This window comes from Amycolatopsis sp. cmx-11-32, from assembly GCF_047608695.1.
Classification (GTDB): Bacteria; Actinomycetota; Actinomycetes; order Mycobacteriales; family Pseudonocardiaceae; genus Amycolatopsis.
In genome coordinates this window covers 750,031-776,057 of record NZ_JADNQN010000003.1, presented here as the reverse complement: position 1 = coordinate 776,057, position 26,027 = coordinate 750,031, and the positions used below count along the sequence as shown (strand labels likewise).

Genomic DNA, 26,027 nt, shown 5'->3' with positions numbered 1-26,027 from the left:
GCTCGCCGAAGGAACGCCGGGACTGCTTGTCAGAAGGTGTGGACACATGCATAAGGATCTCCAATCCCGCCCTCGGTCAGGAACCCCCACTCACACGGGGTGTCTCACACCAGTCTGACCAAGAGGGATCTGGCGAGGAAGGGGCTCGTTAACACGGCATGCCGTTTTGTCCTCGCGCTCGCCGTGGCTAGAGGGGTTCGTGCCCTGATCGTGTGGCTCGCGGCCACGACGAGCGGGACACCATCTGCACGTCTCCGTGTCCCATTTTCTCGACATCCATCTGGTATGGATCATACTGTCGTTAAGTGGTGAGGTGGCCGGTCGTGCGCCACCCCACCAGCAGCTCTAGCTGATCAATTCCTGAATTCGGTTAGCCACCCAGAGGTGTACCTCGGGTGGCAAACTCCACCAGAACCCGACGATCGCAGCGCACCAGCGGGCCAGCAGCGATAGACGCTGCAAGGCGCTACTGGTACCGTGAGATCGAGTCTTACGTGCTTGAGGGCACTGGACGTGACGAGGAGTCCCCGCCGGGTGGCAGCCCGGCGAAGCGGGGCTCCTTCGTCGTAGTAGGGGCCGGTAGATTCCTGATCTACACGGCTTTCTTCCGCTCCTGCGCCGTGCTTTTGCCACGGCGGTCCTCCTGTCCCCGCACCGCCACGGTGCGGCGGCCGTGATCGTTGCCCGACTGGCGACGATCGTCGTGAGTGGATCCGCCGACCGCGTCCGGCGATGGCGCGTAGCCAGGCACGGTGGTGCCGGTGGCGTTGGCCGAGAGGGTTTCCACCGGGTAGGTGTAGAGGCCCCTGTGTTCGCGGACCAGTTGCCCACGGTCTACCTGGTAGCCAAGGGCATTGCTGACCTTGGCCGAGTCGGCAGTCACGCCCAGCTTTGCGAGGCGGTTGACCACCTCCGTCACAGTGAAGGTCTCCCCTGGAGCGATCACCTGCAGCAGCAGGCGCCTCAGAGGTAACTCCTGTAGCGCCTTGTCCGCGACCGACATTTGCGAGTTGACGCTGGACGGGGGACGCGGACTGCTCGCGGGCGAGCTCTCGACCTCATGCAGAACCTCACGACATACTTGCACCAGCTGCGGCGGAAGCTGCACGACTGCTCCTGCTTGACGCAACGTCTGCGTCAAGCCCAGGAACTTCCGGATGCCCTCGACCAAAACGTCCACGTTCGGCGGGGGTGACCCGTCGTCAGCGTGTTGCGTCCCGACCACGCACACCACCTCCGTCGCGTTCGTGCACGATCTACTCGTTGGCAAACTCTACACACTTGGAATCCAACTTTCGAGTTTGGGTTAGGGCTCGCGTGTCGCCTGTAACGCAATAGGCCCGGTCAAGTCCTTTGTGTCAGTCGAGTGCGACATACGCATCAGCGAGTCCAAGGATGTTGCGAAACAATGATGACAGGGGCCAACGAGCCTCGGCGTTTCCATCGCGCACCGCGCAGCGTGTCGATCGGGGCCCGACTGGCGCGACTCTCCCTCTATCCGCTATAACTTCACGCAAGTTGGAATCACGTGATTGTGCAGTGCGGCCGTTCGAGGGGTCTTGTACGGCCGAATGGGTAGTGCGGCGGCGCGGTGAACCTGCACCGCTCCGCTTCTCGTGCAGGGTTTTCGAGACAGCGGCCCACGGCTGCGTCGTCGAACGCCTGCGGCTATGGCCGCGGAGGAAGGAGCACCCATGGCGCGGGTGCTGCGTGTCCTGAATCTCAAGATCAGGACTACACGCGGGTGGCAGGCCCACGAGTACGACCTGGACGCCCAGGTCGTAGTCATCTATGGCCCGGCGGACACCGGCAAGAGCTCGATCCCCGACGCGATTGGCTTCGCGATGGGCCTTGAGAACGTACATTTCCGTGGCGCTGTGGACCTGCATCTCCTGGAGGTCGTGCTCACCATCAGGCTGGGCAACCGCACCTACACGCTGCGGCGGCTGCGTTCGTCCAGCTCGCGGGTGGAGGTGACCGACGAGGTCGGCGACCTGGTGGGGCGTTTTCCAGTAAAGCAGCGCAGCGGGGAAACGACGATGTCGGACTGGCTGTTCGAGGAGCTCGGCATGGCTGAGGAGTTCGCCGTGCTCGGCTCCAAGCCGACGTTCCATTCTGCAGTGTGGCCCTACCTGCACCGCAGCCAGTTCGACATCGACCGGCACATTGTGCTGCCGTCCTCCTCCGACCGGCTTCGCCTGGACGCGCTGCAGATCATGACCGGTATCACCGACACCGAGTTGGCCAGGCGCCGGGCCGAGCTGGAAAGGATCGACCGCGAAATCAATCAGCGGCACCGCAAGTGTTCCGGCATCGCGGAGTTCCTGGCGTCCTCCCAGGCGACCGACCCGCCGGCGGTGCGCGCGGCTCTGACCGATCTGTCCGCGGACGAAACGGCATCTGCGGCCCGCTTGGCCGTGCTGCGCAAGTCCGCCAACGCTGCCCTGGACAGTGCTGAACAGTGGCACAAACGCCGTCGTGCCGCCTACGACGCAGTCAACGTGGCCGAGCAGAAACTGCTGCTCGCGCGTCGTGATCTCGGCGAGGCCGAGGCTGACCTGGAAGAGGTCGACAAGTCGATGCACGTGCTAGGACAGCTGGAGGCCGCCGACCCCGCCGACCGGGTCACCCTTGAGCTGATCTCGGAGAGGACGTGCCCCGAGTGCGAGGCGAACCTGCTGGAGTACGTGCCACCACCTGGACACTGCAACCTCTGCTGCCGGCCGTTGCGTGGCCAGCAGAACCTTGCGACCCGAATCGCGTTGCAGAAGCAGCGCCAGATGATCGAGCAGAACCTGACCAAACTGCGCGAGACCGACGAGCTGACGCAGAAGGCAGTCGAGGCCGCCCGCGCCGACCTTGCCACGCAACTGGCCGCCCACCACGCACAGACTGAACACGCGGTCGCCCCGCACGTGGACGCCATCGCGGCCGCCACTGCCGAACTGGCCGCGCTGCGGCAACGCCTGACCGATCTGCGGCAGGTCGACGCAGCGCTGCGCCGCCTAGAGGAGGAACGACGCGCGATCGACGAGCTGAAGGCGCAACAGCGACAGCGCCACGAGGAGCTGCGCGTCGCTGAGTCCGACCGCGAACATCGCGAATATGTCGCCGAGACATTGACCGACATCTTCCGGAGCACCATCGCTGACATCGGGTTGCCCAACGCCACTGGCCGGGCACGCATCGACGCGGACACCCTGTTGCCGTTGGTGGACGAACAGCCCTTCGAAGGGCGCGGCGGAGGTGCTCGGGTGGCTGTCTCGGTCGCCTACAGCCTGACTCTGCTCAGTTACACCCTGGAGATGGACAAGTCGAGCCTTCCGGGCCTGCTGATCATCGACTCGCCGCAGAAGAACCTCGGGACCAACACCGCCGACCGGGAACTGGCGCGCCGGGTGTACCAGAAGTTTCTCGACGCCCTGCAGATTCGCGGCACTATCGGGGACGGCCGCTATGAACGCCCCTTCCAGCTGATCATCATCGACAACGACCGACCAAAGGTTAAAGGCGTAAGCAGGACGCACAAGCTTGACTACGGCGACGGATTCATCAAGGACCTGGACTCGCCACACGGCATCCCCGAAGGTGACGGGTCGTTGCCATTCCAGGACGACCCCGGCGAGTAGCAGCGGTTCCGGCGACCGGCGACTTCCCGCCGACGATCGAGTCCTTGCAGCCCCGCGGCCTCGGGGGCGGAGGGCGTGTCGTGGTCGCACGCGATCAGCTCGCCTGCACGACGCAGCGGACGAGTTCATTGAGCTCGACCCGTACTTTCGACGACTTGACGCAGTCAAGAAGATCAACTTCACGCTCAGAGGGCAGCACCGTTCCTCCGGTGCGCGATGGAGGTCAACACCCGCTGGTTCGGTCGCGGGCGCCGGAGAGGTCGTGGACGTCGGACGCGCCGGCAGTTCCACCGACGATGCTGCGGTCGATCGCACCGACCCCGGTAGATGCGGCGCCGCCGACGTGTGACGAGGCGGCGGTGGAGCCGCCCAAGTACGGCAGTCCGCCGGATTGGCCAGGCTAACCGTGGCTAGTGTGCCTTCGCGCGTGGACCGCCAAGGTTGAGCTGTTGCTTGATGCCACTGTCAAGTTTGAGCTGGTCAGGGGTGCCGGTGAAGCCGCGGACGGCATCAAGAAGCCTCAGATCACTGCGGCCGGTGAGCTTCGGCGCGATGAGGTCGATGAGTTCAGCCCACTTGGTGCGCGGCAGATCGTGCTGAAGCCGGCTGGCGATCTTGCTTTCGGCGAAGAGGCGAAGCGCGATCTCGGCCTGGCTTGGATCGAACTTGCCGATCAGCTCCCTGTAGATGGGATCGGCGCTCAAGGCAGTGCCGTGGCCGTTGGTGAGGAAGACGTAGACAAGTTGGCGAACATAGGTCGAGTTGACGCGCGCTGGGACCTGACCGTGTTTGCCGACGAGGTTCAACAGGCGTTGCGCGACGGGTGTCTCCTCGTAGGAGTTGTTCCAGCCTTCATGGGCATTGGTGAGCTCCTCGACGGCCTGGGCGAGCTCGGCCTCTCGATCGGACTCGGGCAGGTAGGCGGTCCCTCCGACGAGGTCGAGTAGGTCCCGGGCGCGTTGGGCCCGGTCAGCGTCGCCGTTGGCGCGGAACCTCGCGAGCTTGAGCCCGCATTCGTTGCGCTGGTCTTCGCCGACGTAAGGCCAAAGTTCCGGCCAGAGGTTGCGGACATTGTCCTGAGTGTCCGGGGTCGCGTCGGGCGGGTTGAAGATGCCGAACAGACCAGCGGCGAGGTTGTCGGCTTGGTCTGGCGGGAGGTTGTCGAAGAACGCCGCGGCATTGGTCAGCTCGGTCTTCGTGAGGCGCTGTTTCCTGACGTTGCTCAGAAGCTGGCTGATCGCGGCGGCGACGTGGGTCCTTGGGAAGGGTGATGACCTCGCGGATGCAGGTTTCCAACCATTCGGCGAGCTTCAGGCCGGTGAGCGCGACCTGATTGGGGTGCGCGGCGCTGGCGTTATTGCGCATATAGCGGATGTGGTCCAGCTGCTTGTAGCCGATGTCGCTGATCAGCTTGATGCGGTTGGCCGCTGCCATCAGCTTGGCGTCGTCGATCTTGGCCAGGTCGTCCGCGGTGCGCAGGTCGTTGCGGCGGGTAGAGTCGGGTTCGGCGATCTCGAAGAAGTAGGCGACGTCGAACGAGGCGACCCGGGCGCGCAGCTCGTTGATTGTCTCGTTCCAGAGGTAGTTCAACGCGGCGTCGAACAGCCCCACTGACGCGGCAAGGATCATCTTCGCGACGTAGGAGGCACGCGCTCGCTGGGTGTCGTCGAGTCCTTCGAGAGCGTCGGGCGTGTTCCGGAGCAGCTTTTCCCGCTCCCGGACGTTGATGATGATGTCCTCGGTGGGCAGGCCCCACTGCTCGATCATGGTGAGCATGAGGTCCTCGAATGCCTGCAGGTCCTTGCCTGCTGCTTCGACTTGAGCCCGTGGGTCTGCTCGGATGACCAGCCCGGTAACGGCCTGGCCGACGTCACTGACAGTGCCCTCGCTCATGGTGGTGTCTCCCTCGTCCGTGCTGCCCACCAGAATCAGTCGCTTCTAACCAGGTAGTTCGTTAACGACTCCCTAGCAGAGGACGAGGATCGTGATCTCACCGTGCCATGCGGATCGAGGCGTCCATCCCATAGCCGCGCCTGCCGCTGAACTGGGGGAAGAAGACCGAACCAGTACCCGGAGTTGCGCTTCTCACCGACTACCCGGAACCCTGCGCGCGGAGGCGATCAGTCACACCGCCAGGAGAATGCCACCGCCCTGCCGCGGGCTGTGTCGGCGGTTCGTGAAGACTGACCCCCAGGCGACCTCTGAAAATTGACCCCCTCCGATGCTAGGAGGGTGCTGAACGTGGAGGACTGGGCTGAGATCCGCCGTCTGCATCGTGCGGAGGGTGTGCCCATCAAGGGGATCGCCAGGCGGCTGGGCGTGGCCCGCAACACCGTGCGGGCGGCGTTGAGTTCGGATCGGCCGCCGAAGTACCAGCGAGCCGCTCGGGGTTCGGTGGCGGATGCGTTCGAGCCGCAGATCCGGGCGTTGCTGGTGGAGTGGCCGAAGATGCCCGCTCCGGTCACCGCGCAGAAGATCGGCTGGCCGCACTCGATGTCGCCGTTGGAGAAACGGCTGGCAGCGATCCGGCCGGAGTATGTCGGCATCGACCCGGTCGACCGGGTGGTCTACGAACCGGGGCAGATCACCCAATGCGACCTGTGGTTCCCGGAACCGAGAATCCCGGTCGCAGCGGGCCAGGATCGGATACTGCCGGTGCTGGTGATGACGCTGGGGTTCTCGCGGTTCCTGTCCGCCACGATGATCCCGTCGCGCCAGGCCGGGGACATCTTGTCGGGCATGTGGGAGCTGATCAACGGGATCGGGCGGGTCAGCGCCCCGGCGGCGGCGTTCGCCGGAACGCTGGCGACGAAGATCCCGCTGGCGCCACCGCGGGATGCGGAGTTCAAAGGCATGGTGGAGCGCAACAATCAGTTCCTGGAAACGTCGTTTCTGCCTGGCCGGATCTTCACCTCGCCGGCCGACTTCAACACCCAGCTCGGCGACTGGCTGGGCCGCGCCAACGCCCGCACGGTCCGCTCCCTCCAGGGGCGGCCGGTGGATCTGCTGGAGACCGGCTACCTCGCGATGCTTCCGTTGCCACCGGTGGCACCGCCGATCGGGCTGAATAACCGGATCCGGCTGGGACGAGACTACTACGTCCGTGCCGACACCGTCGACTATTCGGTCGACCCGCGGGTGATCGGCAAGTTCGTCGACGTCACCGCCTCCGCGCGAGAGGTGACGGTGTTCTGCAACGGCGACGTTGTCGCACAACACGAACGGTCGTGGGCCAAGCACGGCGTGGTCACCGATCCCGCCCACCAGGCCATCGCGGCGAACCTGCGTAAAGCCTTTGCCGCAGAAAGGAAACAACGCACCGAAGCAGACCGCCAGCACGCCGACGGACACGTCGTCGCACTGCGGGCCCTGCCTGACTATGACGCGCTGTTCGGCGTCGATTTCACCGCCCCTGCAACGAAAGCGAGCAACACGTGAGCGCCACCAAGACGAAACCTGCGACTTCCGCGACGTCGCCGAAAGATGGTCTGCCATCGATGATTGCCTATCTGACTCGTGTCCTGAAAACCCCGACGATCGGCACGTTCTGGGAACAACTGGCCGAGCAGGCACGCGACGAGAACTGGTCGCACGAGGAGTATCTGGCCGCGCTGCCGCAACGCCAGGTCGCCGATCGTGAGTCCAAGGGCACAGTGATGCGGATCCGCACCGCGCACTTCCCAGCGGTCAAGACGTTGGAGGACTTCAACCTCGACCACTTACCTTCACTACGCCGGGATCTGTTGGCGCACTTGGCAACGAGCACGTTCGTCGCGAAGGCGGAGAACGTGATCCTGCTCGGCCCGCCTGACCTCGGCAAGACACACCTCGCGATCGCACTGGGGGTCAAAGCGACCCAGGCCGGCCATTCGGTGCTGTTCGACACCGCCAGCAACTGGATCGCCCGCCTCGCCGCCGCACACCAGGCCAACAGGCTGGAGGCGGAGTTGAAGAAGATCCGCCGCTACAAGCTGATCATCATCGACGAGGTCGGCTACATCCCGTTCGACCAGGACGCGGCGAACCTGTTCTTCCAGCTCGTCGCCTCCCGCTACGAACAGGGCTCGATCATGGTCACCTCGAACCTGCCCTTCGGACGCTGGGGAGAGACCTTCTCCGACGACGTCGTCGCCGCGGCCATGATCGACCGGCTCGTCCACCACGCCGAAGTCCTCACCCTCACCGGCGACTCCTACCGGACCCGCCAACGCCGCAACCTGCTGACCAAAGACCAGCAAAACGCCCTCAGCCAGGACTGACCCAACCCCAAGGGGTCAAATTTCGGAGACCCGCTGGGGGTCAAATTTGAAGAAGCGTTGACAAGCGGCGCGGGTTCTCGAGGCGTCACTACGGCCGCTGGCCAGCCGGTGCAGCGTGTCCCCAGGAGCCGCCGACCCGTCGAGGAGCCGTTTGCCCTGCTTCGGTGGCACGGTCGCATCGGGATTGGCGCGGGCCTCCTCGACGTGGACGGCGTGCCCGGCCACCGCCTGGTCGCTCTTGGAGTAGGACATGCCCGGCACGGCGCGGTCGAAGATGCTGCCCTGCTTGTCCCGCAGGTAGAACGCGCTGTCGAACCGCAGCCCGCCCTCGGGGCTGACCGACGTCAGGTCGATGTCGCGTTTCGGGGTGAACTCGTACTCGTGACGGCGCTAAGCGGAACTCCCCCGTGTTGGCACGCATCCTTCGCATGGAGACGATCATCGTCATCGGTTGCGGCGGTTCCACCTGCCTGGCCGGTCGCCGCCATACTTGACCTGCCGCCAACGAGACACCAGGCCCCAGAATGCACCCACTGTCCCGCAAAAGAGACAGCGAGTCGAATTGCAACATCAGCAAGCTGGACACGGCTCGTGCCGATATAAAGTACCGGGCCACGACGCCTGACGCGGTGAAGGGCGAGTGGGATTTCGCGTGAGTGCGGACAATTCTTGTCGAACTCTCACCGCCGGATCGGCGGGTACTGAGCCGCACTCCGGTGGGCGACGGTGCCAGCCACCGGACAAGACGAGGAGACCGAGCACCGCGCGTCTGCTTGCCGCGGAGATCTCACCGGTGATCGGCAACGGTCAGGCCCCGATGACGACCAGTCCGGATTCCAGTCGCGGTTCAACCTGCGTCCAGTTCGCCAGACGACTGTGTGTTCTGCTCACATCCAACCCATCGGAGGTATTCCACATGAGGGTTCGACACCGGCGACTGGTGGCAACACTGGCGACAGCGCTGACAACGGCCGCTGTCGCCGCGCTCACGATGGCCCCGCCTGCGACCGCAGACACCTCGGCGCCCGCTGCCGTGGTATCCGCCGCCCAGGCACGCGCCGCGCTGCCCTACGCCAGCCTGATCAGGTCCGGCAACGACCCGATCGTCTTCACCAAGGCCAACGGCTTGGGCACCATGAACGTGATCACCTGCACCGCAGAAACGGCCTACCCGCACAACTCTATCGGTACCCCGAGCGCTGTCACAGGCAAGTCGCGCAGCTCCTGCACCGCGCCGATCACCCAGATTCGCGCACAAGCCGAACTGTGGCGGTACCTGGAGGGCTACGGCTACACCCAGACCGGTATCGGCTCGCTCGCCGTCAACTTCAACGTCGCGGGCCCCCTGACATCAACCGCCTACGATATCTGCCAGGGTCGTCTCGCGTACTGGAAGGCCGTTGGGCGGCACACCTTCTACGCGCCGCCAGGGTACTCGCCACCCTCGGTCTCGTTGAAGACCGAGACGCCCCCGATCGGCGTGAACTGCTAAACCAGTGACGCACAGGACCCGCGGTCGCGGGTGAACTCCGCGGCGACCAGACCGGGAGAATCAAGAACGTGGTGGCTACGTGGACCGACGTGCTGGAACGCGGGGCGGGGTCCAGCGATCCCGTGGAGGCCAGACGTGCCGCGTGGGTCCTGGATGAATTGACCAGGAACGACGTGCCGCAAGCTCGGTTCGAGGTCCGTGGTCTCGTCCGACCCGAGTCCGGTCGCCTTCCCGCGGGTGGTGGCAAGGATCGGCCTTCGAGGTGGGGCCCTCCCGCTGTTCGGGAGGGCCCCACCTCGACGGTGAGGGGCCTGGCCGCGACAGGCAGATCGTGCGGTCGGCCGAGGCGGTGGTGTGGTCAGCGCCGGAGCCTCTTGGCGGGTCAGTAGGCGGCGGCTTCCAGCCTTGATGTGCCTCCCTGCACGCGGTCGCGGAGTCCTTTGTGGAGGGCATGGTGAGTTGACAGGTGACCTGGTTTGGTTAGCCTGCTCCAGTCCTCGGCCAGACGACCTGCGGCTCGTCGTTCGCTGCAGCGGCCGCCTCGGCGCCAGGCGGCGCAGCCGGTCCCGGTCGGTCTGCGTGCCCGTCGCCGCAGCGCGTGCGAGTTCGGTCGCGTCCAGCAAAATCGTGACCCCGGTCGTGAGCAATTGGCCGGGCCGGTCCATGTCGAGCATCGGGGTCGCCTGTCCCCGCCGGGTGCGGGTGGTCGCGATGTACTCGCGCGGGTGAGCTCGTGCACGCCTGCAGACACCGCAACTGGGGTGGGGACAGGCTGCGCCGCATCACCCGCCCTGGGCAGGCACTTTAGGGGACTTCGGCAGAGAAACTGGCGGTCTTCGTCAAGATCGGCTTGGCGGTTGATTATTCGTGTCAGTCGTTGACGGGTTGTCCGCCGTCGTCGCCCGCGCATCGGATAAGTCGTCCGCCGTCGATGTCGGTGGTGGTGTGGGCGTTTCGCAGGCGTTGGCCTTATCGTTTGACGGCCGCGTATGCGGCGTTAACGTAACAAGGGCAGAGCGAGGCGAGGCAGGCGACCGGCTGCCGCAGTGCAGGCCCGCAACCGCAGCGCGAACGAGCATGGAAGCAGCTTGGCCGCTCCTATAAGCTGAGCAGGGATGCCGTCCATGCCGCACCCCGCCAGGCCAGGCCACAACTGAGGCTGTCAACATCCCGATACTCGAAGTAGCCCCATCAGGCAATGATGAGAATCAGTCCGAGCGCAACACCAAGACCGAGGACAACGTCACCCCACTCGATCACCTTTAGCCCCGCACCAGCAGGAGCTGCGCTCGGAATTCGCCGTATCATCCAGCCGTGACAACAGACCACGGAGCGCCCGCTCATCGCTTTTGAGTTCCGCAAGATCTACTTTGAATTCCTCGAGCGGCTCGCCGCGCCGATCCCGATCCTCCATCTTGATCGAGATCTCCAATCCATAGCGGGAATTCGTCAACTCTCGCAGGTACTCGGAGATCGCACGGCGCACAGCCGTAGCCTCGGCTGGAGTCAGCGTGACGGACGCGTCCATACAAAAGTGGACGGCGAGAGCGGTCTTGCCGACCCCGGCTGTGCCGCACACAGCGATGACGGCCGTCGCGACAGGGTCACGCTCGGCGAGCAACCCGTCGAGGGCGGCCAGTTCCGTGGTACCAACGGCAAAACCGGGTGCGTTCGCGGGAAGCTGAGCCGGCGCGGGGCCAGCGCGGCGGGGTCTGCGGCTGGTCGGCGGCTCCCTGAGCAACGCCGCGTGCACGTCGGCCAGTTCAGCTCCCGGCCCGACCGCCAGTTCGTCCCGAAGCGCCCGCCGGGCGTTCTCGTACACGGCGAACGCGTCAGCCCGTCGACCAACAGCCGCGTACGCCCCAACGAGACGAGCCTGCACCGCCTCGTCCAACGAGTGGCCGGCCGCACTCTCGACGAGCAGCGGCAGCAGGTCCACCGCCCTGCCGGTCCCGATCATGACATCGGCATACGCCAACAGCGCGTTCCGCCGCTCGGCGAGCAGCGCGACGACCTTGGCGTGGACGGTGAGCTCAGGATAGTCGGCGAACGGCCGCCCCTGCCAGAGCCCGAGCGCCTCGCCAAGAAGTCCGGCGGCTTCCTCGTCCGCACTTGTCGCCCTAGCAGCCGACACCAGGGCGCGAAACCGCTCTACGTCGACCTGGCAGTCCGGCATCCGCAACGCGTAACCGTCACCGACGGTGGGGATGTTGGTGCTACGCGCGTAGCGGTCCCGTCCAGGTTCGAACAGCCGCCGCAGGTGCTTGATGTGGGTCTGGATAACGTTGGCCGCGCTCGGCGGCGGCCGCTCGTTCCACAGCGCGTCGACCATGTCCGCCCGCGGCACCGCCCGGCCACCGAACAGGACGAGCAGACCGAGCACCGCGCGTCTGCCTGCCGGACCGAGGTCGAGTTCCTGGCCGTCACGCCACGCCCGGATCGGACCGAGAATCTGGATGCGCAACCACCACCTCCATCTAACGGGTCTGTGGACAGCGTGGGCGCCCGGTTTCGTCCGTTCACACGGCGTTTTGCGAATCGGCTGTTCAGCGACCACCGCCATTAGCCGGCGGCCCGGCTATCGGCCGGTGTGGCACGCGTCTCGTGTGCCGAGTATGTGTGTCGGCTGGTGCCTGGGGTTGGCTGATCTGGATACGTCGCTGGGATCGGCGGCACGGCGGAACCAGGTACGACACGGCCCGGTCGCGGTTGTGGGCGGAGTTGTCCAAGCGAGAAGGGGATACGCGCGGATGGGTGCCGCTGGATGGTCGATGCCGGGACAAGCTGGTCGTAGAGGTGTGGCAGCAGCCTGGGCCGACCTGTTGTGCGTGGCCAGTCGCATACGACGACCTGGTCTACGGCATCAGCCCAACGAGCACCTGATCGATCGCCGCGGGGTGCGGGATGACGACTGCTTTCTTTCGTTCACAAGCGACCGCGGGCGTTGATCCGCAGCGACCGCACGGTCTCCCGGAGGGAGTGAGTGTTGGCGGGAAACGACCGCATCCTGAGAATCGATCGGGTGAGTCGGAGTCGGAAGGCGGTGTGTCCATACGGTCGGTTGACCGTGGGGCGTCGGCGCGATCAGTCCGCTTGTCCGGCGCCTCGCCCGGTTTCGGTCATGCCCGGTGTCCAGATCTAGTCCGGCGCCGGGGTCAGATTGTCGAGTTGTCGTTGTACCCGATCTGCGTCGATATCGCGGCCTTGCTCGCGGTATAGCTCGAGGGCTTCCCGCCAAGCGCTGCGAGCATGGTGGTGTCGACCCAGGGCGGCTTGCGGGTGGCCGACGTTGTCGAGGGTGTCGGCGGCTTCGGTGGTGTTACCGACGGCGCGGTACAGGGTGAGGGCTTGCTGGTAGTGGTCGATAGCTCGTTGGTGGTGCCCGGTGTGATGGTCGATGAAGCCCAGGCTGTCCAGGGCGTCCGCCTCGCCGTCGAGGTCCTCGTAGCGTCGGTGCAACGCAAGGGCGGCCTCGCAGTATTCGCGGGCGGTGTCGTACTTGCCGAGGCGGGCAGCGGACGAGCCCACCGCATTGAGCGCGACGGCTTCCCACACCGGTGAGTCGACGACCCGGAAGAGGCCCAGGGCGTGGCGGGCGTGCTCCAGCGCCCTCCGGTCGTCCCCCCGCTGCTCCCACGCCCACCCGAGGGCGTGGTGGGTGTGGGCCTGCTGGGTGGGCTCGTGGTGCAGTTCGGCCAGCCCGAGGGCTTCGTGCAGGTGGAGAATGGCCTGCTCGTGATGGTCCAGCTCGGCATGTGCGTGGCCGAGGAGCCGGTGAGCGAGGATGCGAGCGGTGGGGTCGGGTAGTTGGTCTGCGGCATCGGTGGCGACCTCCCACACGGCCAGGTCGTCGTGATGGCGGCCCCGCCGGCGGTGGAAGGTATTCAGGGCCCAGGCGATCCGCCACACGGTGCGATGGCGGCGGTGAGCGGCCGCGGTGTGCTGGGCGGCGAGCAGGTGCGGGTGGTGGGTGTCCAGCCACGCCCACGCGGCCGGTTGATCGGCCAGCGGCTGGGGGTGGACGCCGAGGCCGGGTGGGGCGAGCTGGATCGGCGGGCGATAGGGGTCCAGGAGACGTTCACCGGTGTAGGCGGTGTGCAGGTAGCAATCGACCACGCGTTCCAGTGCCGCCTGCCGCACGGGCTTTGGGAGGTGGTCGCGGGCGGCGGTGGTGGCATAGGCGCGGACCAGGTCGTGCATCGAGTAGCGCCCGTGCGGGTGCCGGTCGAGCAGGGAGTAATCCTCCAGTACTCGCAGGGCTTTGCGCGTCCGCGTCTCGGGCAGGGCGGTGAGGGACGTGGCGGCGGGCAGGTCGATGTCCGGGCCGGGGGCGATCCCGAGCAGCGCGAACACCGTGCGTTGCTGTTTGGTGAGGTGGTGCAGGGACCAGGACAGCACCGCGGGCAGGCTGGCGGTGGGATCGGTGTGGTGGTCCAGCATTTCCAGGCCCAGCTCGCGCAGCTCGGCGGCGAACTCCGCCAGCGGGATCGCGGGCCGGGTGGCGGCGTGCCGGGCGATGATCGCCAGTGCTAGCGGGTGGCGTCCGCACAGTTCGATCAGCTCGTCGGTCACCGCGGGTTCGGTATCGACGCGCTGGTCGCCCAGTCGCGCGGCCAGCAGGACACGGGCCTCGGCCCGGGTGAGGACGTCCAAGGGCAGATGACGGGCGCTGTATCGGTCGATCAGGGAAGCCAACCTGGCGCGGCTGGTGACCAGCACGGTGCAGGTCGGGCTGCCCGGCAGTAGCGGCACGACCTGCTCGGCGGTGGCGGCGTTGTCCAGCACGACCAGGATCCGTCGCCCGGCCACCAAGTCACGGTATTGCGCGGCCAGTGCGTCCAGGTCTGGCGGCAGTGTGTCCGGGTCTTCGCCGAGGGCGGTGAGGAACCCGCGCACCGCGTCGGCCGGCTCGGCCGACGGCCCGGTGGGACTGAAGCCGCGCAGGTCGACGAACAGTTGCCCGTCGGGAAACCGGTGCAGGTTGCGGTGCGCCCAGGCCAACGCCAGCCACGTCTTGCCGATCCCGCCCGCCCCACCGATCGCCGAGATCACCACCGTCCCTGCCGCTGGGGAGTTCCCGGGCACCGCGCCCGGCTGGATGCCGCAGACCTCGCCGTCCGGGACGGCGAGCGCTGGCGCGACGGTGGTCAGGGCGCGGTCCAGCTCGGCCAGTTCGGGGACACGGCCGGTGAACACCCCGGGCGCGGCGGGCAGTTGACGGGGCACCACCGGTGGCCTGGCCGCCCCTGCGCCGAGGTCGGCCAGGCCGGGGTCGGCGGTGAGGATCCGCTGGTGGAGCTGTTGCAGGTCCGGGCCGGGGTCGGTGCCCAGCTCGTCGGTCAGCCGGGTACGCACCTGCTGGTAGTGGTCCAAGGCGTCGGCCTGGCGGCCGGCGCGGTAGAGGGCGAGCATGAGCTGGGCGGCCACATGTTCGTCCAGCGGGTGCGCGGTGGCGCGGGCGGTCAGTTCGGGTAGCAGCGCGGCGTGCCTCCCGGCCCGCAACGCCAGGTCGAAGCGGTCGGTGTCGGCGGCGAACCGCTCCCGCTCCAGCCCTTGGCGCACCGTGGTGATCCACGGCGTGTCCAGACCGGCCAACGCCTCGCCCCGCCACAGTCCGCAGGCGTGGTTCAGCAGTTCCAGCGCGCGGGCCTGGTCGGTTTCGGCGCGGGCTTGGCCGACCAAGCAGCGGAACCGGTGCAGGTCCACGTACTCGGGGTCGACCAGCAGGACATAACCCCCGCCGCGACGCTGGATCACCATCTCGTCCACGCCGGCGTCGGCCAGCAGGTGGCGCAGGAGGGAGAGGTAGTTGCTGACCAACTGGCGGGCCCGTCGGGGCGGGTGCTCGCCCCAGATCCGGTCCACCACCTGATCGGTGGCGACCACCTGGTTGGCCTCGGCCACCAGCACCGCCAGTACGCACCGCTGCCGGGCGTGCCCGAGATCCACCCGTGTCCCGTCGGCCCAGACCTCGACATGGCCCAGCACCCGCAGCTCCACCGCCATCGCGCGGCCCCCTCCCGTGCCGTGGAGGAGTCCTGTCTATGCCCGCCGACCGGTGTCCGGCACCACTGAACAGGCGATTCGCAGAATGTCCTGCAGGCCCAAGGCGCCGGGCGCCCAGACTTCTCCGTGCGGCGGGGCAAATCACTGCACCCGTCCGCGGACCCGATGGAAGGAGTTCGTAGATGTCCGGAACGAGGACCAGGCGGCCCGCCGCCCTGCTGCTGGCGGTGGCCGCGGCGCTGACCGCGCTGGTGGCGGGTGGAACGCAGGCGGGGGCCGCGCCCGCGACCGGCGGGACCACGACCTTCACCCTGCACTTCCCGAGCGCGGACGGGGCGTCCGCGGCCGCGACGATCGTGTGCCAGGCCAAGACCACTGCCACGATCATCTACGGGCTCGACGACAGCGTCTACGGGACCGGGACGTCGAAGTGCCCGGTGGCGATGACCAACCTCGTGGCGCAGACGACCCTGTACCAGTGGTCGCCCGACCTGGGCCGGTGGGAGCCGGTGTCGTATGGCAAGTACGACAGCGGACCGGGGCAGAACAAGGAGTCGACGACGGGCGAGTACCTCTGCGCCGCGCCGCGCACCTACGTCGCGTCCACCTACCACTTCGCCCGCCTCGGCAACGCCACCGCCACCGCCGTCACGACCAGCCAGCAGCGGGTCTGCTAGGCCGGTCACGGCCGCCGCGAGGTCCGCTTGGTCGATGTCCCCTGCTTCGGCCAGCCGGTCGAGGTGGTCTGGCGCAAGCGGACCTGGCGGTGCGCGAATCCGGGCTGTGCGCCGGGTCGTTCACCGAGCAGCAGGAGAGCATTGTTGTGTGCGATGACCAGTCGCCGGACGACGGTGAGGCGGAAAGTCCGGCTCGGCGCCGCGTTCACGCTGTCGGAGCAGGACGCCGACGCGACCGAACTGAATATGGTCAACGCCGCCTTATACCTGCGGCGTCCATGTAGGGCGGGATGGTGCCGGCGAGCAGGCCGCGGATGCGGTTGCTGACCCCCGGTGGCTCGTTCCCCGTGGACCACCACAGCCCTCATCGGTGCTGGTCCTGGCCATGGGTTGGTCGGAATGAATACCGATGCTGTCCGGGCGCTGGCGTGCGCGTATGGGCAATAGCGCCGTTCGCTCAATGCACAAAGCGCACGCTCAGCTGGTGGCCTGGCCCTGTCGGAGAGTACCTTCGCTAGCGTTATGGTCTGCGAGTGACAGTGCTGCCGGCAGCCTCGGTCGTTGTCCGCACGTGGTTCGGTGATAACAGTGCGTGGGAGTCACTCGTCGTGGCGATTCAGACGCCCAGCGAAGACGGGTTTCTGGCGAATGTCGCTCTGGTGAACGATCCGATGTTCGAGGGCCTGAGCACCGAGGCGTTGAAGGTGAAGCAGACGGCTGGGCCGACTGTTTCCTTTCTGGTAGACGAGGTAACTCTCACTAATGTCGAGCAGCCCGTCTTGGCCGTCCGGCTTATCCCACTTTCGGACGGCGACGAACGCGATCATCGGCCGTTCCGGGTGCTGCCTGCCGAGCTGTGGAGTGTGGAGAACCTTAACCTGGCAAACATGGACCGGTCGGACTTTACAGACTCAGTATCCGAAGACGAGATCTTCCGCGGCTTCTGACGTACTTTCCGCCAAGGGCGGTGGACTGTCTCGCCGGCTTAGCGATCCGGGTGCTGGCTCCACCGCCGTGGAGCCAGCACCCGGGGGTGTTATGGGGTGGTGCTGATCTGGATGGGGGTCCAGCGTTGGTTGGGGTTGCCGAGGTCGGCTCCCTGGGTTACGAGGGTCGCGTTGGTTGTGCCGTTACCGAGGGTTTCGACGATTTTGGCGGAGTAGACGCTGCGCAGGGCGAGGGTGTTGTTGGCGGCGGTGGTGAATTCCCATTGCTGGTTGAGGTCACCGTGGCAGGGGTACTGGACGATTGATGTTCCGTTGTTGTAGTTGGTGGGCAGGTCGAGGCATTTGCCGGAGTTCTGGCTTTTGAGGGTGTATTTGTTGTTGCCGAGGTGGGTGAGTTTCCAGATCTGTTTGGCGCCGGCGACGCAGTCCCAGAGTTCGGTGGCGGCGCTGTCTCGCAGTGCGTCTTGGCCGACGCCGGCGACCTGGATGCACCGGCCGCCGTTGGCGTTTTTGAGTTCGATGGAGCCGGGTGTCATGGTGACGGTTTTGTAGTCGATGGTGCCGCCGCCGTCGTTGCTCCAGTCGATGCGCCCGTTTTGGAAGTTGCTGCGGCGTCCCTTGGGGAGGGCTTGTTCGTCGGTGGTGGGGTAGCCGAGGTAGGACTTTTCGGAGCCGAGGGCGTCCCATTTGCTGCGGATGTTGCCGTAGACGGGGTGGGCGCCGGTGGTGGGGTGCCAGTAGATCGCGACGCCGGTTTTGAATTTGATGTGTTTGCCGACGCCGTCGGAGGTGGGTGTTTCGTCGCTGATGGGGTAGGTGACGAATCCGGCTTCGTAGCCGAGTTCGGCGTATTTCTTGTGGATGTCGCCGGTGACGGCGCGGACCCCGTGGACGGTGGTGCGGTAGATGGATCCGGTGGAGAACCTCTGGAAGACGCCTCCTTCAACGGCGAAGCTGGTTTCCTGGCCGGTGGGGTAGCCCAAGGGGCCGTTTTCGTAGCCGAGGGCGGCGAACTTGGTGTGGATGTCGCCGGTGATGGTGCGGGCGCCGATGGCAGGCATCCAGTAGATGGATCCGCCGGTGAACCGGTTGTATTGGCCGCCTGCGGTGCCGAAGGCGGTTTCGTCGGTGGTGGGGTAGCCCAAAAGCCCGGTCACGCCACCGGATTTGCTCCAGGTGTCGCCGATGACGCCGTGGATTTCGTGGGCGCCGCTGGCGGGGCTCCAGATGATGGACAGGGGGTAGTAGCTTCCCTGGGCGTTGGTGATCTGGAGGATGTGGCCTTTGCCGTCAGGGGTGGTGGTCTGGTCGGTGAGCATCCCGCCGAGGGTGCCGGGGCCGCCGAGGGCGAGGAACTTGTCGAGGATGGGCCCGTTGTAGATGGGGTGGACCTGGGTGTTGGTGTAGCGGGTGAGGTAGAGGCGGCCTTTCTCGTAGACGCGGTAGCCGAGGTTGTTGGCGTCCAGGACCGGGTCTGCGATGGGTTTGCCGAGGTTGGCCCGGACCTTCTCGTCACGGCTGTAGCGCACGTCGAACGGCGTGGGCGGGGCCGGGGTGTCGATCTGCCAGGCCGCTCCGAGCGCGTTTTCCGGATACAGGGCGAGACCCGGGTTGCCCCTCGGCCTGAACGTGATGGTGGTGCCCTGGACGCACCAGGTGGCCTCGTCCCTGAACGCGGGCGTGCCGTCTGTGGGGGAGACGGTCACGTACGCCTCTGTGGGACCGCCTCCTCCTCTCCTGTCCTTGTCCCAGCGGAGGTAGTTGTTGGGGCGGGTGACCGACTGGAGGGAGAAGCAGGCGGGGTCGGCGAGCCCGGGTTCGATCTTCCAGGACTGCTCCGGGTGATTGCCCGGTTGCCACAGCGTGAGGGTCGCCTGCCCGCCGGAGTCGGTGAGGTAGCCCTCGTCCGCCTGGCGGGTGAGGGTCCGCAGCGACTGGGTCAGGTTCTCGTCCTGGCCGGTGCGCAGAAACCGTTCCCGGTCGGTCGGCGATCCGGCCAGCGCCGCGTCGGCGGCGGTGACCAATGCCGGGTGGACCCTGGTCTTGACGGCGCGGGTGCGGATTTCGGTGATTTGGCGGACGTATTCCTCGTCGCGTTTGCGGAGTTCGTTGTCGATGTCGCGCAGGTGGGCGTCTTTGGCGCCGCGGTCGATGAAGGCTTTCCAGTCGGCGGGGTTGCGGCTGCGGACGGCGGCTTCGGCGGCGCCGTGGACCTCGGTGTCACGCGGGGCGCGGCTCCAGATCTCGATGACGAAGTCCTGGTCGCTGAGGTTGATCAGGGCCTCGTCGCCGCGGATGCCGAGGGCGTGCCAGGCGGCGTTGGCTTTGGCCTCGCGGGCGAGCGCGGCAGCCTTCTCGGCTTCGGATTTGGCTTCGTCTTCGCGGATCAGCCGTTCGGTGTCTTTGCGGTGCTCGTCGTAGATCCCAACGGTGAGGAAGGTCCACTGTGCGTCGGCGGTGCCGCGCAGCGCGGTCCTGGCGGCGTCTTTGACCGCGGTGTCTTTGTGGTTGTCGGCGTTAAGGTCGAGGTGGACGATGAAGTCGTAGACCGATTTCGCCAGGTCGGTGTTGTCGGCCGGGACGCCGAGCAGCCCGGCGGCCTTGGCTTTGGCGGTGCGGTCTTCTTCCTGGCGGGCGCGGCGGTCGGCCACGATCGCCTGGTCCTGGGAATGGGCCGCGGCCATGCCGGTCTTGATGAACGTGGTGCAGGCGTCGTCGCTGTCGCCGAGCGCGGCGACGGCGGCGTCCTTGACCTTCCGGTGTTCGGGCTCGAGCGGGTGCTGCTTGTCCAGGTCGTCGGCCGCGTAGTACATGGCGGCGGTGAAGTTGCGGTCGGTGAGAATCATCAGCTCTGGCCCGGCGACGATGCCGAGAATGGCAGCGGCTTTGCCCTTTTCGGCATCGGTAGACTGCGCCAGCGTGGCCTTCGGCGCAGCCGGTGCCGGCTCCTCGGGAAGCTCCGGCGGCGTGCCGACGATCAGGGGAACCGGGGTCGGCAGTTGTACTGGCGCAGGCGTGGGGGAGTCGGGTACAGGCGCGCTGGGGGTCGGGCTGGGACTGGGGGACGGCGTGGCGGTGGCCGGTGCGGCGGCGAGCGCGCTGAACGCCATGACGGCCGCGGTGAACACCGCCGCCGTTCTTCTTGTGTGCGGTCGCGGCGGGCGGGATACCGCCGTCGATCTACCGGAAAGTCTCACAACTATTCCCCCTCTTGACGGAATGGCGATGGATCAAATGGCGTATTACCGCTCAGCGAGAACCGCCGTTGTGAAAGGCGGAGAAAACGGCGAGCCTGACGAGAACTAGCGCCATTGGCGAATTGCGGTCAACAGGTCTGGACAACCGAGACTCAGCTGTGATCAAGTACCGGAAATTACTGTGATCGGAGTCACCTTTCAGTGTGGGTCGTTCTCGATCATGTGCCATAGTTCGTCGGCTGCGTGATCACGCGGCTACTTGGGGGAGTGAGACCATGTCGAAAATCTCCGCTGTCTGCAGAGCGCTCGCAATCGGCCTAATCGTTACAATTTCCTTGGCCGGTAACGCATCCGCCAGCTCAGCCTCCTTGGTGGGGGAGCGGGTGGCGGGGATCGAGCAGTCGCCGTGGTATCCGATGGTGCGCCAGGTCGCTCTCTATCACGGGGAAACGCTGGTGCGTGCCGCGGCATGGCAGGCTATCTGGTCGGATGAAGGGGAATTCGCACTGCAGCGGTTCGCGTTATCCGGATATCGGGAAGCGCGAGAAAGGGCGCAGCAGAATTCCGCCCGCAACCGGGATTTCGTGCAACGCGTGCTGGGCGCCTATACTGCCGCGTATTCACCGCGTGTTCATGACGCCGCGAAGAAAGCTTCCCAAGGTAGTGACGCAGACCGCGACCGTTTCGTGCGTACCGGGTTTGCCGAAGCCAAAGCACTCGATACCGCGGCCAGGGAAGCCGACGAGCAGGAACGGCAGGTGATCGCCGAGACCGAGCGTGACTTTGTTCGGCTGCTGGCGGAGTCCGATCCTGGTGAACAGGTGCGGTTGGCCGCGCAGCACGCGCTGCGACCGGGCAGCACTGACACTGATGTGCGGGAGTTCTATGCCACCGCGTGGATGGCGGCGGCGGCCCTGGACGTGGAGATCTTCCGGCTCCGCACCCAGGACGCGGGGATCCGGTACCACGCACTGATCCCGCGGCTGGTGGCCGATGCCGAAGCGGCCGAGCTCGAAGCCCGCAACGCCGGTGAGGCCGCGGCGGAGCAAGCCCGTGCGGTCGCAGCCCGCGCCTGGACCACCACCCGGGAGAAGGCCGAGGAAGCACGCCAGGCGTGGGAGGCCGAGCGGCAACTCTGCCTCGAGCAGGCCCGCTACTGGCAGACGGTGAAAGACCGCGCGGCCGCCGAGACCGACCCGGTCTGGGCGGCGATCACGACGGGCGCGGAGAAACAGCGCGGCGGCTGGACGACGGAAACGACGTTCGCCGGCGACGAGGCCGGGCTGTGGGCAGGAGCCCGCGACCAGGCTCAGCTCGGCTACGACCGGATGACCACCCGCCCCTGACCCGGCGGACGCGCTTCGCCTGGCCGCGACCCGACCGTGACCAGGTGTTCTGACGGACTTTCTTCGATGGTGGGGGTGGATTGTGCGAATGCCGAGACGGATGCGCCGCGCGAGACAAGGGATCCTGGCCAGCCGGTGGTGCCGGCGAACCGTGGTGGTGGCCCTGGCCGCCGCCTTGGTGGCCGGGGGAGCAGGACCGGGCAGCTCTGTCGCCGCCCTCTCCGCGCCAGGCGCCCCCCATGCCCAGTGGCAGCCACCGACCAGCCCCGCCGCGACCACTGAACCGCCACCGCCCTCGGACGTTCCGGAGGATGATCCGGAGCGGGACGCCATCTTGCGGCAGATGCAGCTGGACCTGATGGCCGACATCGCCGCGTTCGACGAGGACGAAGAAGTCCGTGCCGCCGCGCGCGACGCGCTGCGGAAGACCGAAGCGGGTGACGAGAACGCCATCCCGGCGTTTTTCGACCATGGTCATCAGGCCGCGAAGGCGGCAGCGAAGAAACGTAAAGCCGAGGCTGACGCCCATAACCGTGCCTTGATCGAGCCGCTTGCGGGGACCGGCGGCCCGGTTTTCAACGCGGCCGTCGCCCGTGCGCTGGCAGGCAATGCCTACGACCGGGAGGACTTCCTGGCGTTCGGCCGTGACATCGCCGCGGAACAGGACCGCCGCGAGGGGGCCTATGACAAGGAACTGAAGAACCGGCGGCGTATGCACGTCCAGATCGCCGCCGACCGTGGCACCCCCGAGGTGTCCGCGGCGGCGAAGGCGGCGCTCGCCGCTGGGGACGCGGCGATCGCGGAGTTCCTCAAGACCGGGTATCTCGCCGCGGCCCAGCGCGACGCCGACGCCCGTGAACTTCATTTGGCCGAGCTTGAACGCAAACGCAAGGAAGCCGCCGCAGCATCGGATCTGGCGCAGCGGACCGCACGCGCGATGCGCGCCCGGACCAACCTGCTCGCCGCGCACGCCGACGGTGCCAGGGCTCTCGAACGTACCGCGAACGACATGACCTCCGCGGCGAACATCTCCCGCGAGACCGCCCGTCTGCTGGCCTCTGATCAGGCCGGGCACACCTATCACCCGGAGCTGTATCAGCGCGCGAAGGACGACGTCGCGCGTGAGGTCTCCCGTGCCGTGACCGATGCCCAAGCCGCGCAGAACGCCGCCGCTGGGGCGGGGGTGCAGGTCGACATCCTGCTGCAGAACGGGATGCCGCACGGCGCGCAGTGGGCGAAGGTCGTGCAAGGCATGGCCGCCGCGGCGGTCGCGGCGAAACGCGCCGCGCAGACCGCCGCGCACGCCATCGACGCGATCCACGCTGACGCGGCCGCCACCGACGCCGCCGAGAAGGCTGAAGCCCGTGAGGCGAACGCCCGCCAGTGGCGGCTCAACGCCGAATCCCACGCCGCCGCGGCCGCGCAGCTCGCCCAGGCCGCCCGCGATCAGGCCACCGCCGCCGCCGAGGCCGCCGAGCTGGCCCGCCGCGCCCGTGTCGACGCGGAAGCCGCGCTCAGCAACGCCCGGGTCCATGCCGCGAACGTCAAACAAGCCCGGGTGGACGCCGAACGCGAACGTGATGTCGCCGCCGCGAAACGGGAGGAAGCCGAGCAGTGGCGTCAGCAGGCCGCCGCGAAACGGCAGGAAGCCGAAGCCAAACAACGCGAAGCCGCCCAGCACCGCGACGCCGCGCAACGCGAAGCCGCCGTCGCCCACCAGAAACGCCTGGACGCCGAAGCCCAGCAACGGGTCGCCGCGGGGAAACGTGGTGACGCCCAAGCCCAGGAACAAATCGCCGCCGACGCCTCCCGCGACGCCCGCGCTCAGGAGAAGATCGCCCAAGAAGCCAACACCAGCGCACGCAACGAGGAAGCGAAAGCGTTCCAGGTTCGGGACGAGGCCGCGGCGATCGCCCAGTCCGCGGACACCGCGGACAAGAAAGCCATCGCTCTCGAAGGCCTGGCGCAGCGGATGCAGCAGTCCACCGAGGTCGCCCAGCAGGACAAGGACCAGGCGTGGGCCGCGGCCCGTGCAGCGCGAGCGGACGCCAACCGGGCCAGGGATGCGGCGCAGCTCGCCCGTGGCCACGCGGACGACGCTCAAGCAGCGGCGGGCCGGGCCCGTGGTGCCGCGATCGAGGCCGACGCCGCCGCCGGACGAGCCCGCGCCCATGCCGACGCCGCCCAAGCAGCCGCCGCGCAGGCCCGCGCCGCCGCACGCGAAGCCGAGGTCGCGGCCGAGAACGCCCGCACCGCCGCGAATGAGGCCCAGGCCGCCGCGGCACGCGCGAACGAAGCCGCGTCCCGCGCCGAACGAGAAGCCGCCGCGGTCCACGCCGAAGCTCTCCGCGCACGGGCCTCCGCCGAAGAGGCCACCGCTGCCGAGGCCCGTGCCGCGGAGCACGCGCGCAACGCCGCCAACCTCGCTCAGCAGGCAGCCGTGGAAGCAGCGATCACCCTGGACGCGGCGCATCGCACCCGGGACGAGGCCAACGCCGCCGGCGTCGAGGCAGCGACCGCGGCCATGCAGGCCGGGATCGCCGCCCGCGCCGCGACCGCGTCGGTGCAGTCGGCGTCCGGAATCGCCGCCCCGGCGGACCAGGCCATCGCGATCGTCAGCCCCTTCACCGGCGCGGACATCGACGCCGACTTCATCATCATGGTCGCCAACCGCGCCAAAGACGTCGGGGACACCCAAGTCAAGACCGCCCAGGCCGCCGCCGTGGACGCCGCTGCCCAAGCCCAGCGGGCCGCCGACGCCGCCCGCAACGCCGCCGCCGACGTCGCTCCCGCCTACCAGGCAGCAGCCCAGGCAGCCAGTTCCGCCGCGGCCGCCGCCCGCTCCGCCGCGGCGGCACAGCAGTCAGCGGCCGACGCCGCCATCCACGGAGCCGCCGCTCGCAAGGCCGCGGCGGACGCCGCGGTCGTCGACGCCGGCGCCCAAGCCGACGCCCAAGCGGCCCGCGCGGCAGCGAACCAGGCGGCTGCAGATGCCGCGCTCGCCGGACGCCTCGCTGACCAGGCTGAAGCCGATGCCCGCGCCGCACGCCAAGCCGCCGACAGTGCCACCCGGGCGGCGAACGAAGCCAGCGCCGCCGCCACCCGGGCCGAACAGGACGCTGCTGCCGCCCAGCAAGCAGCAGAACAAGCCCAGCGTGACGCCGACGCCGCCCGTACAGCCGCAAACCGGGCCGCGGAACACGCCCGCGACGCCGATCAAGCGGCGAGCAGAGCCGAGGACTACGCCAAAGACACAGAATCCCGAGCCAATAACGTCGCAGCCGTCTCGGCCGACATCCAGAAGCAGCTGGCCGAGCTCCAGGAGAAATTGCGCCTGGAGCATGAGGCACGGCAGCGAGCCGAAGTCGAACAGGCCATCACAGACGACAGCGAGATCCCTGAGTTGACGCAGGCAGAAGCCGATGCGCTGCGAACCGAGAAGGGGCAAGCCGCTGTCGACGACTACAACCGCGCTCGCGCCGAGGCCAACAAGCCGCTGCTCGACTTCATCGTCGCCGAGGGCGGACAGATCATCCTCGACATCGTCGGCTTCACCGACGCCAAACGGTGCTTCACCGAAGGCGACTTCATCGCCTGCGTCATGACCGTCATCAATGCCTTGCCCATCCTCAAGATCGCTTCAGTCCTCAGCAAGATCCCCGACGCGGTATCCGCTGTCGTCCGCATTGTCAAAGGCATCGGATCATTCAAGGACGCCGTGGTCACGGGGCGGCGGGTGGCCAAGGAACTGAAAGAGCTGGCCCAGCGCCTGATTAAGTGCCGGACCGTCGCGGCGAACAGTCTCGCCGGGCCTGCTTGTGAGGTGGCGACCAAACCCCCACGCGATCCCCACCGGCCGCCGGTGAACGATCCGCGGCGCGATCCCTACCCGTTCCCTGGCCCCCTGCCCCTTCCGAGCCCCGGGGAAGAAGACAAGAACAGGACTTGCCCCGACGGGACGGCGGGCTGGGTGATCAACGACCGCATGCAGAACTTCACCTATGGCAATGTTCCCGCGAGCCGTGCGACCGGCGGGACCGCGTGCATCATCCGCACGATGCCGCGAGAGGATGGAGAGCCGGACACGCCTGTCGGCCATGACCCGGAAACGATGCACAAGGGGCATCTCATCGCGTCGATGTTCGGTGGGCTGCACAACGTGCAGAACATCGTCCCGCTGTTCAAGAAGGCGAACAACCCCGTAATGCTATATGACATCGAAGAGCCGGTTGCGCGTGCCGTACGCGGCGGAGAAACGGTGTATTATCGAGTCAGTGCTTACTATGCAAATCCTGGCGATGCCGTGCCGAGCAGGTTGTACATCAAGGCATGGGGCATGAAGGGGACATTCCGTTGTCTCGCGATCCTGGAGAATGTTCCCAACCCGCCGCGTGCCGTATGTCAATGATCGAGACTGACGAGTGAAGTCGGGGTGTCACGCTGTCTCGATCTCATCGAGGCAGCGTGATATCGT

16 protein-coding genes are annotated in these 26,027 nt (G+C 67.1%); 8 read left to right on the top strand and 8 right to left on the bottom strand.

Going from position 1 to position 26,027, the window contains the following annotated elements:
• Window positions 1-592: 592 nt before the first annotated feature.
• The gene (locus ACM6LR_RS12445) at window positions 593-1,180 is read right to left on the bottom strand and encodes a hypothetical protein (protein ID WP_414943791.1); all 588 of its coding nucleotides are present in this window, start codon (window positions 1,178-1,180) and stop codon (window positions 593-595) included.
• A 514-nt stretch (window positions 1,181-1,694) separates the two neighbouring features.
• Here ACM6LR_RS12445 and ACM6LR_RS12440 point away from each other — a divergent pair.
• Entirely contained in the window at window positions 1,695-3,629 is a 1,935-nt protein-coding gene (locus tag ACM6LR_RS12440; protein ID WP_414942648.1) for a hypothetical protein, read from the top strand.
• 410 nt (window positions 3,630-4,039) lie between these two features.
• Here ACM6LR_RS12440 and ACM6LR_RS12435 read toward each other — a convergent pair whose 3' ends face one another.
• The gene (locus ACM6LR_RS12435) at window positions 4,040-4,435 is read right to left on the bottom strand and encodes a hypothetical protein (protein ID WP_414943790.1); all 396 of its coding nucleotides are present in this window, start codon (window positions 4,433-4,435) and stop codon (window positions 4,040-4,042) included.
• 163 nt (window positions 4,436-4,598) lie between these two features.
• Window positions 4,599-5,522 (bottom strand): hypothetical protein, encoded by a 924-nt coding sequence (locus ACM6LR_RS12430; RefSeq protein ID WP_414942650.1) that lies wholly within the window; start codon window positions 5,520-5,522, stop codon window positions 4,599-4,601.
• 339 nt (window positions 5,523-5,861) lie between these two features.
• Here ACM6LR_RS12430 and ACM6LR_RS12425 point away from each other — a divergent pair, with 339 nt between their 5' ends.
• Window positions 5,862-7,067: an IS21/IS408/IS1162 family transposase gene (locus ACM6LR_RS12425; RefSeq protein ID WP_414943789.1), complete on the top strand. Its 1,206-nt coding sequence runs from the start codon at window positions 5,862-5,864 to the stop codon at window positions 7,065-7,067.
• Complete coding sequence (gene istB, locus ACM6LR_RS12420) at window positions 7,064-7,888, top strand: IS21-like element helper ATPase IstB (protein ID WP_414943788.1); 825 nt, start codon at window positions 7,064-7,066, stop codon at window positions 7,886-7,888. Before ACM6LR_RS12425 ends, istB begins: the two co-directional genes overlap by 4 nt.
• Before the next feature lie 15 nt (window positions 7,889-7,903).
• On the opposite strand, the gene ACM6LR_RS12415 is transcribed toward istB, so the two are convergent.
• The gene (locus tag ACM6LR_RS12415) at window positions 7,904-8,140 is read right to left on the bottom strand and encodes a hypothetical protein (RefSeq protein WP_414942652.1); all 237 of its coding nucleotides are present in this window, start codon (window positions 8,138-8,140) and stop codon (window positions 7,904-7,906) included.
• A 688-nt stretch (window positions 8,141-8,828) separates the two neighbouring features.
• Here ACM6LR_RS12415 and ACM6LR_RS12410 point away from each other — a divergent pair.
• Window positions 8,829-9,380, top strand: a complete 552-nt coding sequence (locus ACM6LR_RS12410; RefSeq protein ID WP_414942653.1) for a hypothetical protein — start codon at window positions 8,829-8,831, stop codon at window positions 9,378-9,380.
• A gap of 1,243 nt (window positions 9,381-10,623) precedes the next feature.
• On the opposite strand, the gene ACM6LR_RS12405 is transcribed toward ACM6LR_RS12410, so the two are convergent.
• Window positions 10,624-11,844 carry an AfsR/SARP family transcriptional regulator gene (locus ACM6LR_RS12405; protein ID WP_414942654.1) on the bottom strand — a complete coding sequence of 407 codons (1,221 nt, stop codon included), beginning with the start codon at window positions 11,842-11,844 and terminating at the stop codon, window positions 10,624-10,626.
• Window positions 11,845-12,518: 674 nt separating this feature from the next.
• Window positions 12,519-15,386: a BTAD domain-containing putative transcriptional regulator gene (locus ACM6LR_RS12400; protein WP_414942655.1), complete on the bottom strand. Its 2,868-nt coding sequence runs from the start codon at window positions 15,384-15,386 to the stop codon at window positions 12,519-12,521.
• Between the two features lie 182 nt (window positions 15,387-15,568).
• On the opposite strand from ACM6LR_RS12400, the gene ACM6LR_RS12395 reads away from it, so the two are divergent.
• Entirely contained in the window at window positions 15,569-16,063 is a 495-nt protein-coding gene (locus ACM6LR_RS12395) for a hypothetical protein (RefSeq protein ID WP_414942656.1), read from the top strand.
• A gap of 5 nt (window positions 16,064-16,068) precedes the next feature.
• On the opposite strand, the gene ACM6LR_RS12390 is transcribed toward ACM6LR_RS12395, so the two are convergent.
• Complete coding sequence (locus tag ACM6LR_RS12390; RefSeq protein WP_414942657.1) at window positions 16,069-16,317, bottom strand: hypothetical protein; 249 nt, start codon at window positions 16,315-16,317, stop codon at window positions 16,069-16,071.
• Window positions 16,318-16,596: 279 nt separating this feature from the next.
• Between ACM6LR_RS12390 and ACM6LR_RS12385 the strand changes: the two genes are divergently transcribed.
• Window positions 16,597-17,010, top strand: a complete 414-nt coding sequence (locus ACM6LR_RS12385) for a DUF6924 domain-containing protein (protein WP_414942658.1) — start codon at window positions 16,597-16,599, stop codon at window positions 17,008-17,010.
• An 89-nt stretch (window positions 17,011-17,099) separates the two neighbouring features.
• Here ACM6LR_RS12385 and ACM6LR_RS12380 read toward each other — a convergent pair whose 3' ends face one another.
• Entirely contained in the window at window positions 17,100-20,138 is a 3,039-nt protein-coding gene (locus tag ACM6LR_RS12380) for an RICIN domain-containing protein (RefSeq protein WP_414942659.1), read from the bottom strand.
• A 452-nt stretch (window positions 20,139-20,590) separates the two neighbouring features.
• Here ACM6LR_RS12380 and ACM6LR_RS12375 point away from each other — a divergent pair, with 452 nt between their 5' ends.
• Complete coding sequence (locus ACM6LR_RS12375) at window positions 20,591-21,553, top strand: hypothetical protein (protein WP_414943787.1); 963 nt, start codon at window positions 20,591-20,593, stop codon at window positions 21,551-21,553.
• Between the two features lie 343 nt (window positions 21,554-21,896).
• Window positions 21,897-25,961 carry a DNA/RNA non-specific endonuclease gene (locus tag ACM6LR_RS12370; RefSeq protein WP_414943786.1) on the top strand — a complete coding sequence of 1,355 codons (4,065 nt, stop codon included), beginning with the start codon at window positions 21,897-21,899 and terminating at the stop codon, window positions 25,959-25,961.
• The last annotated feature ends 66 nt before the right edge of the window (window positions 25,962-26,027 follow it).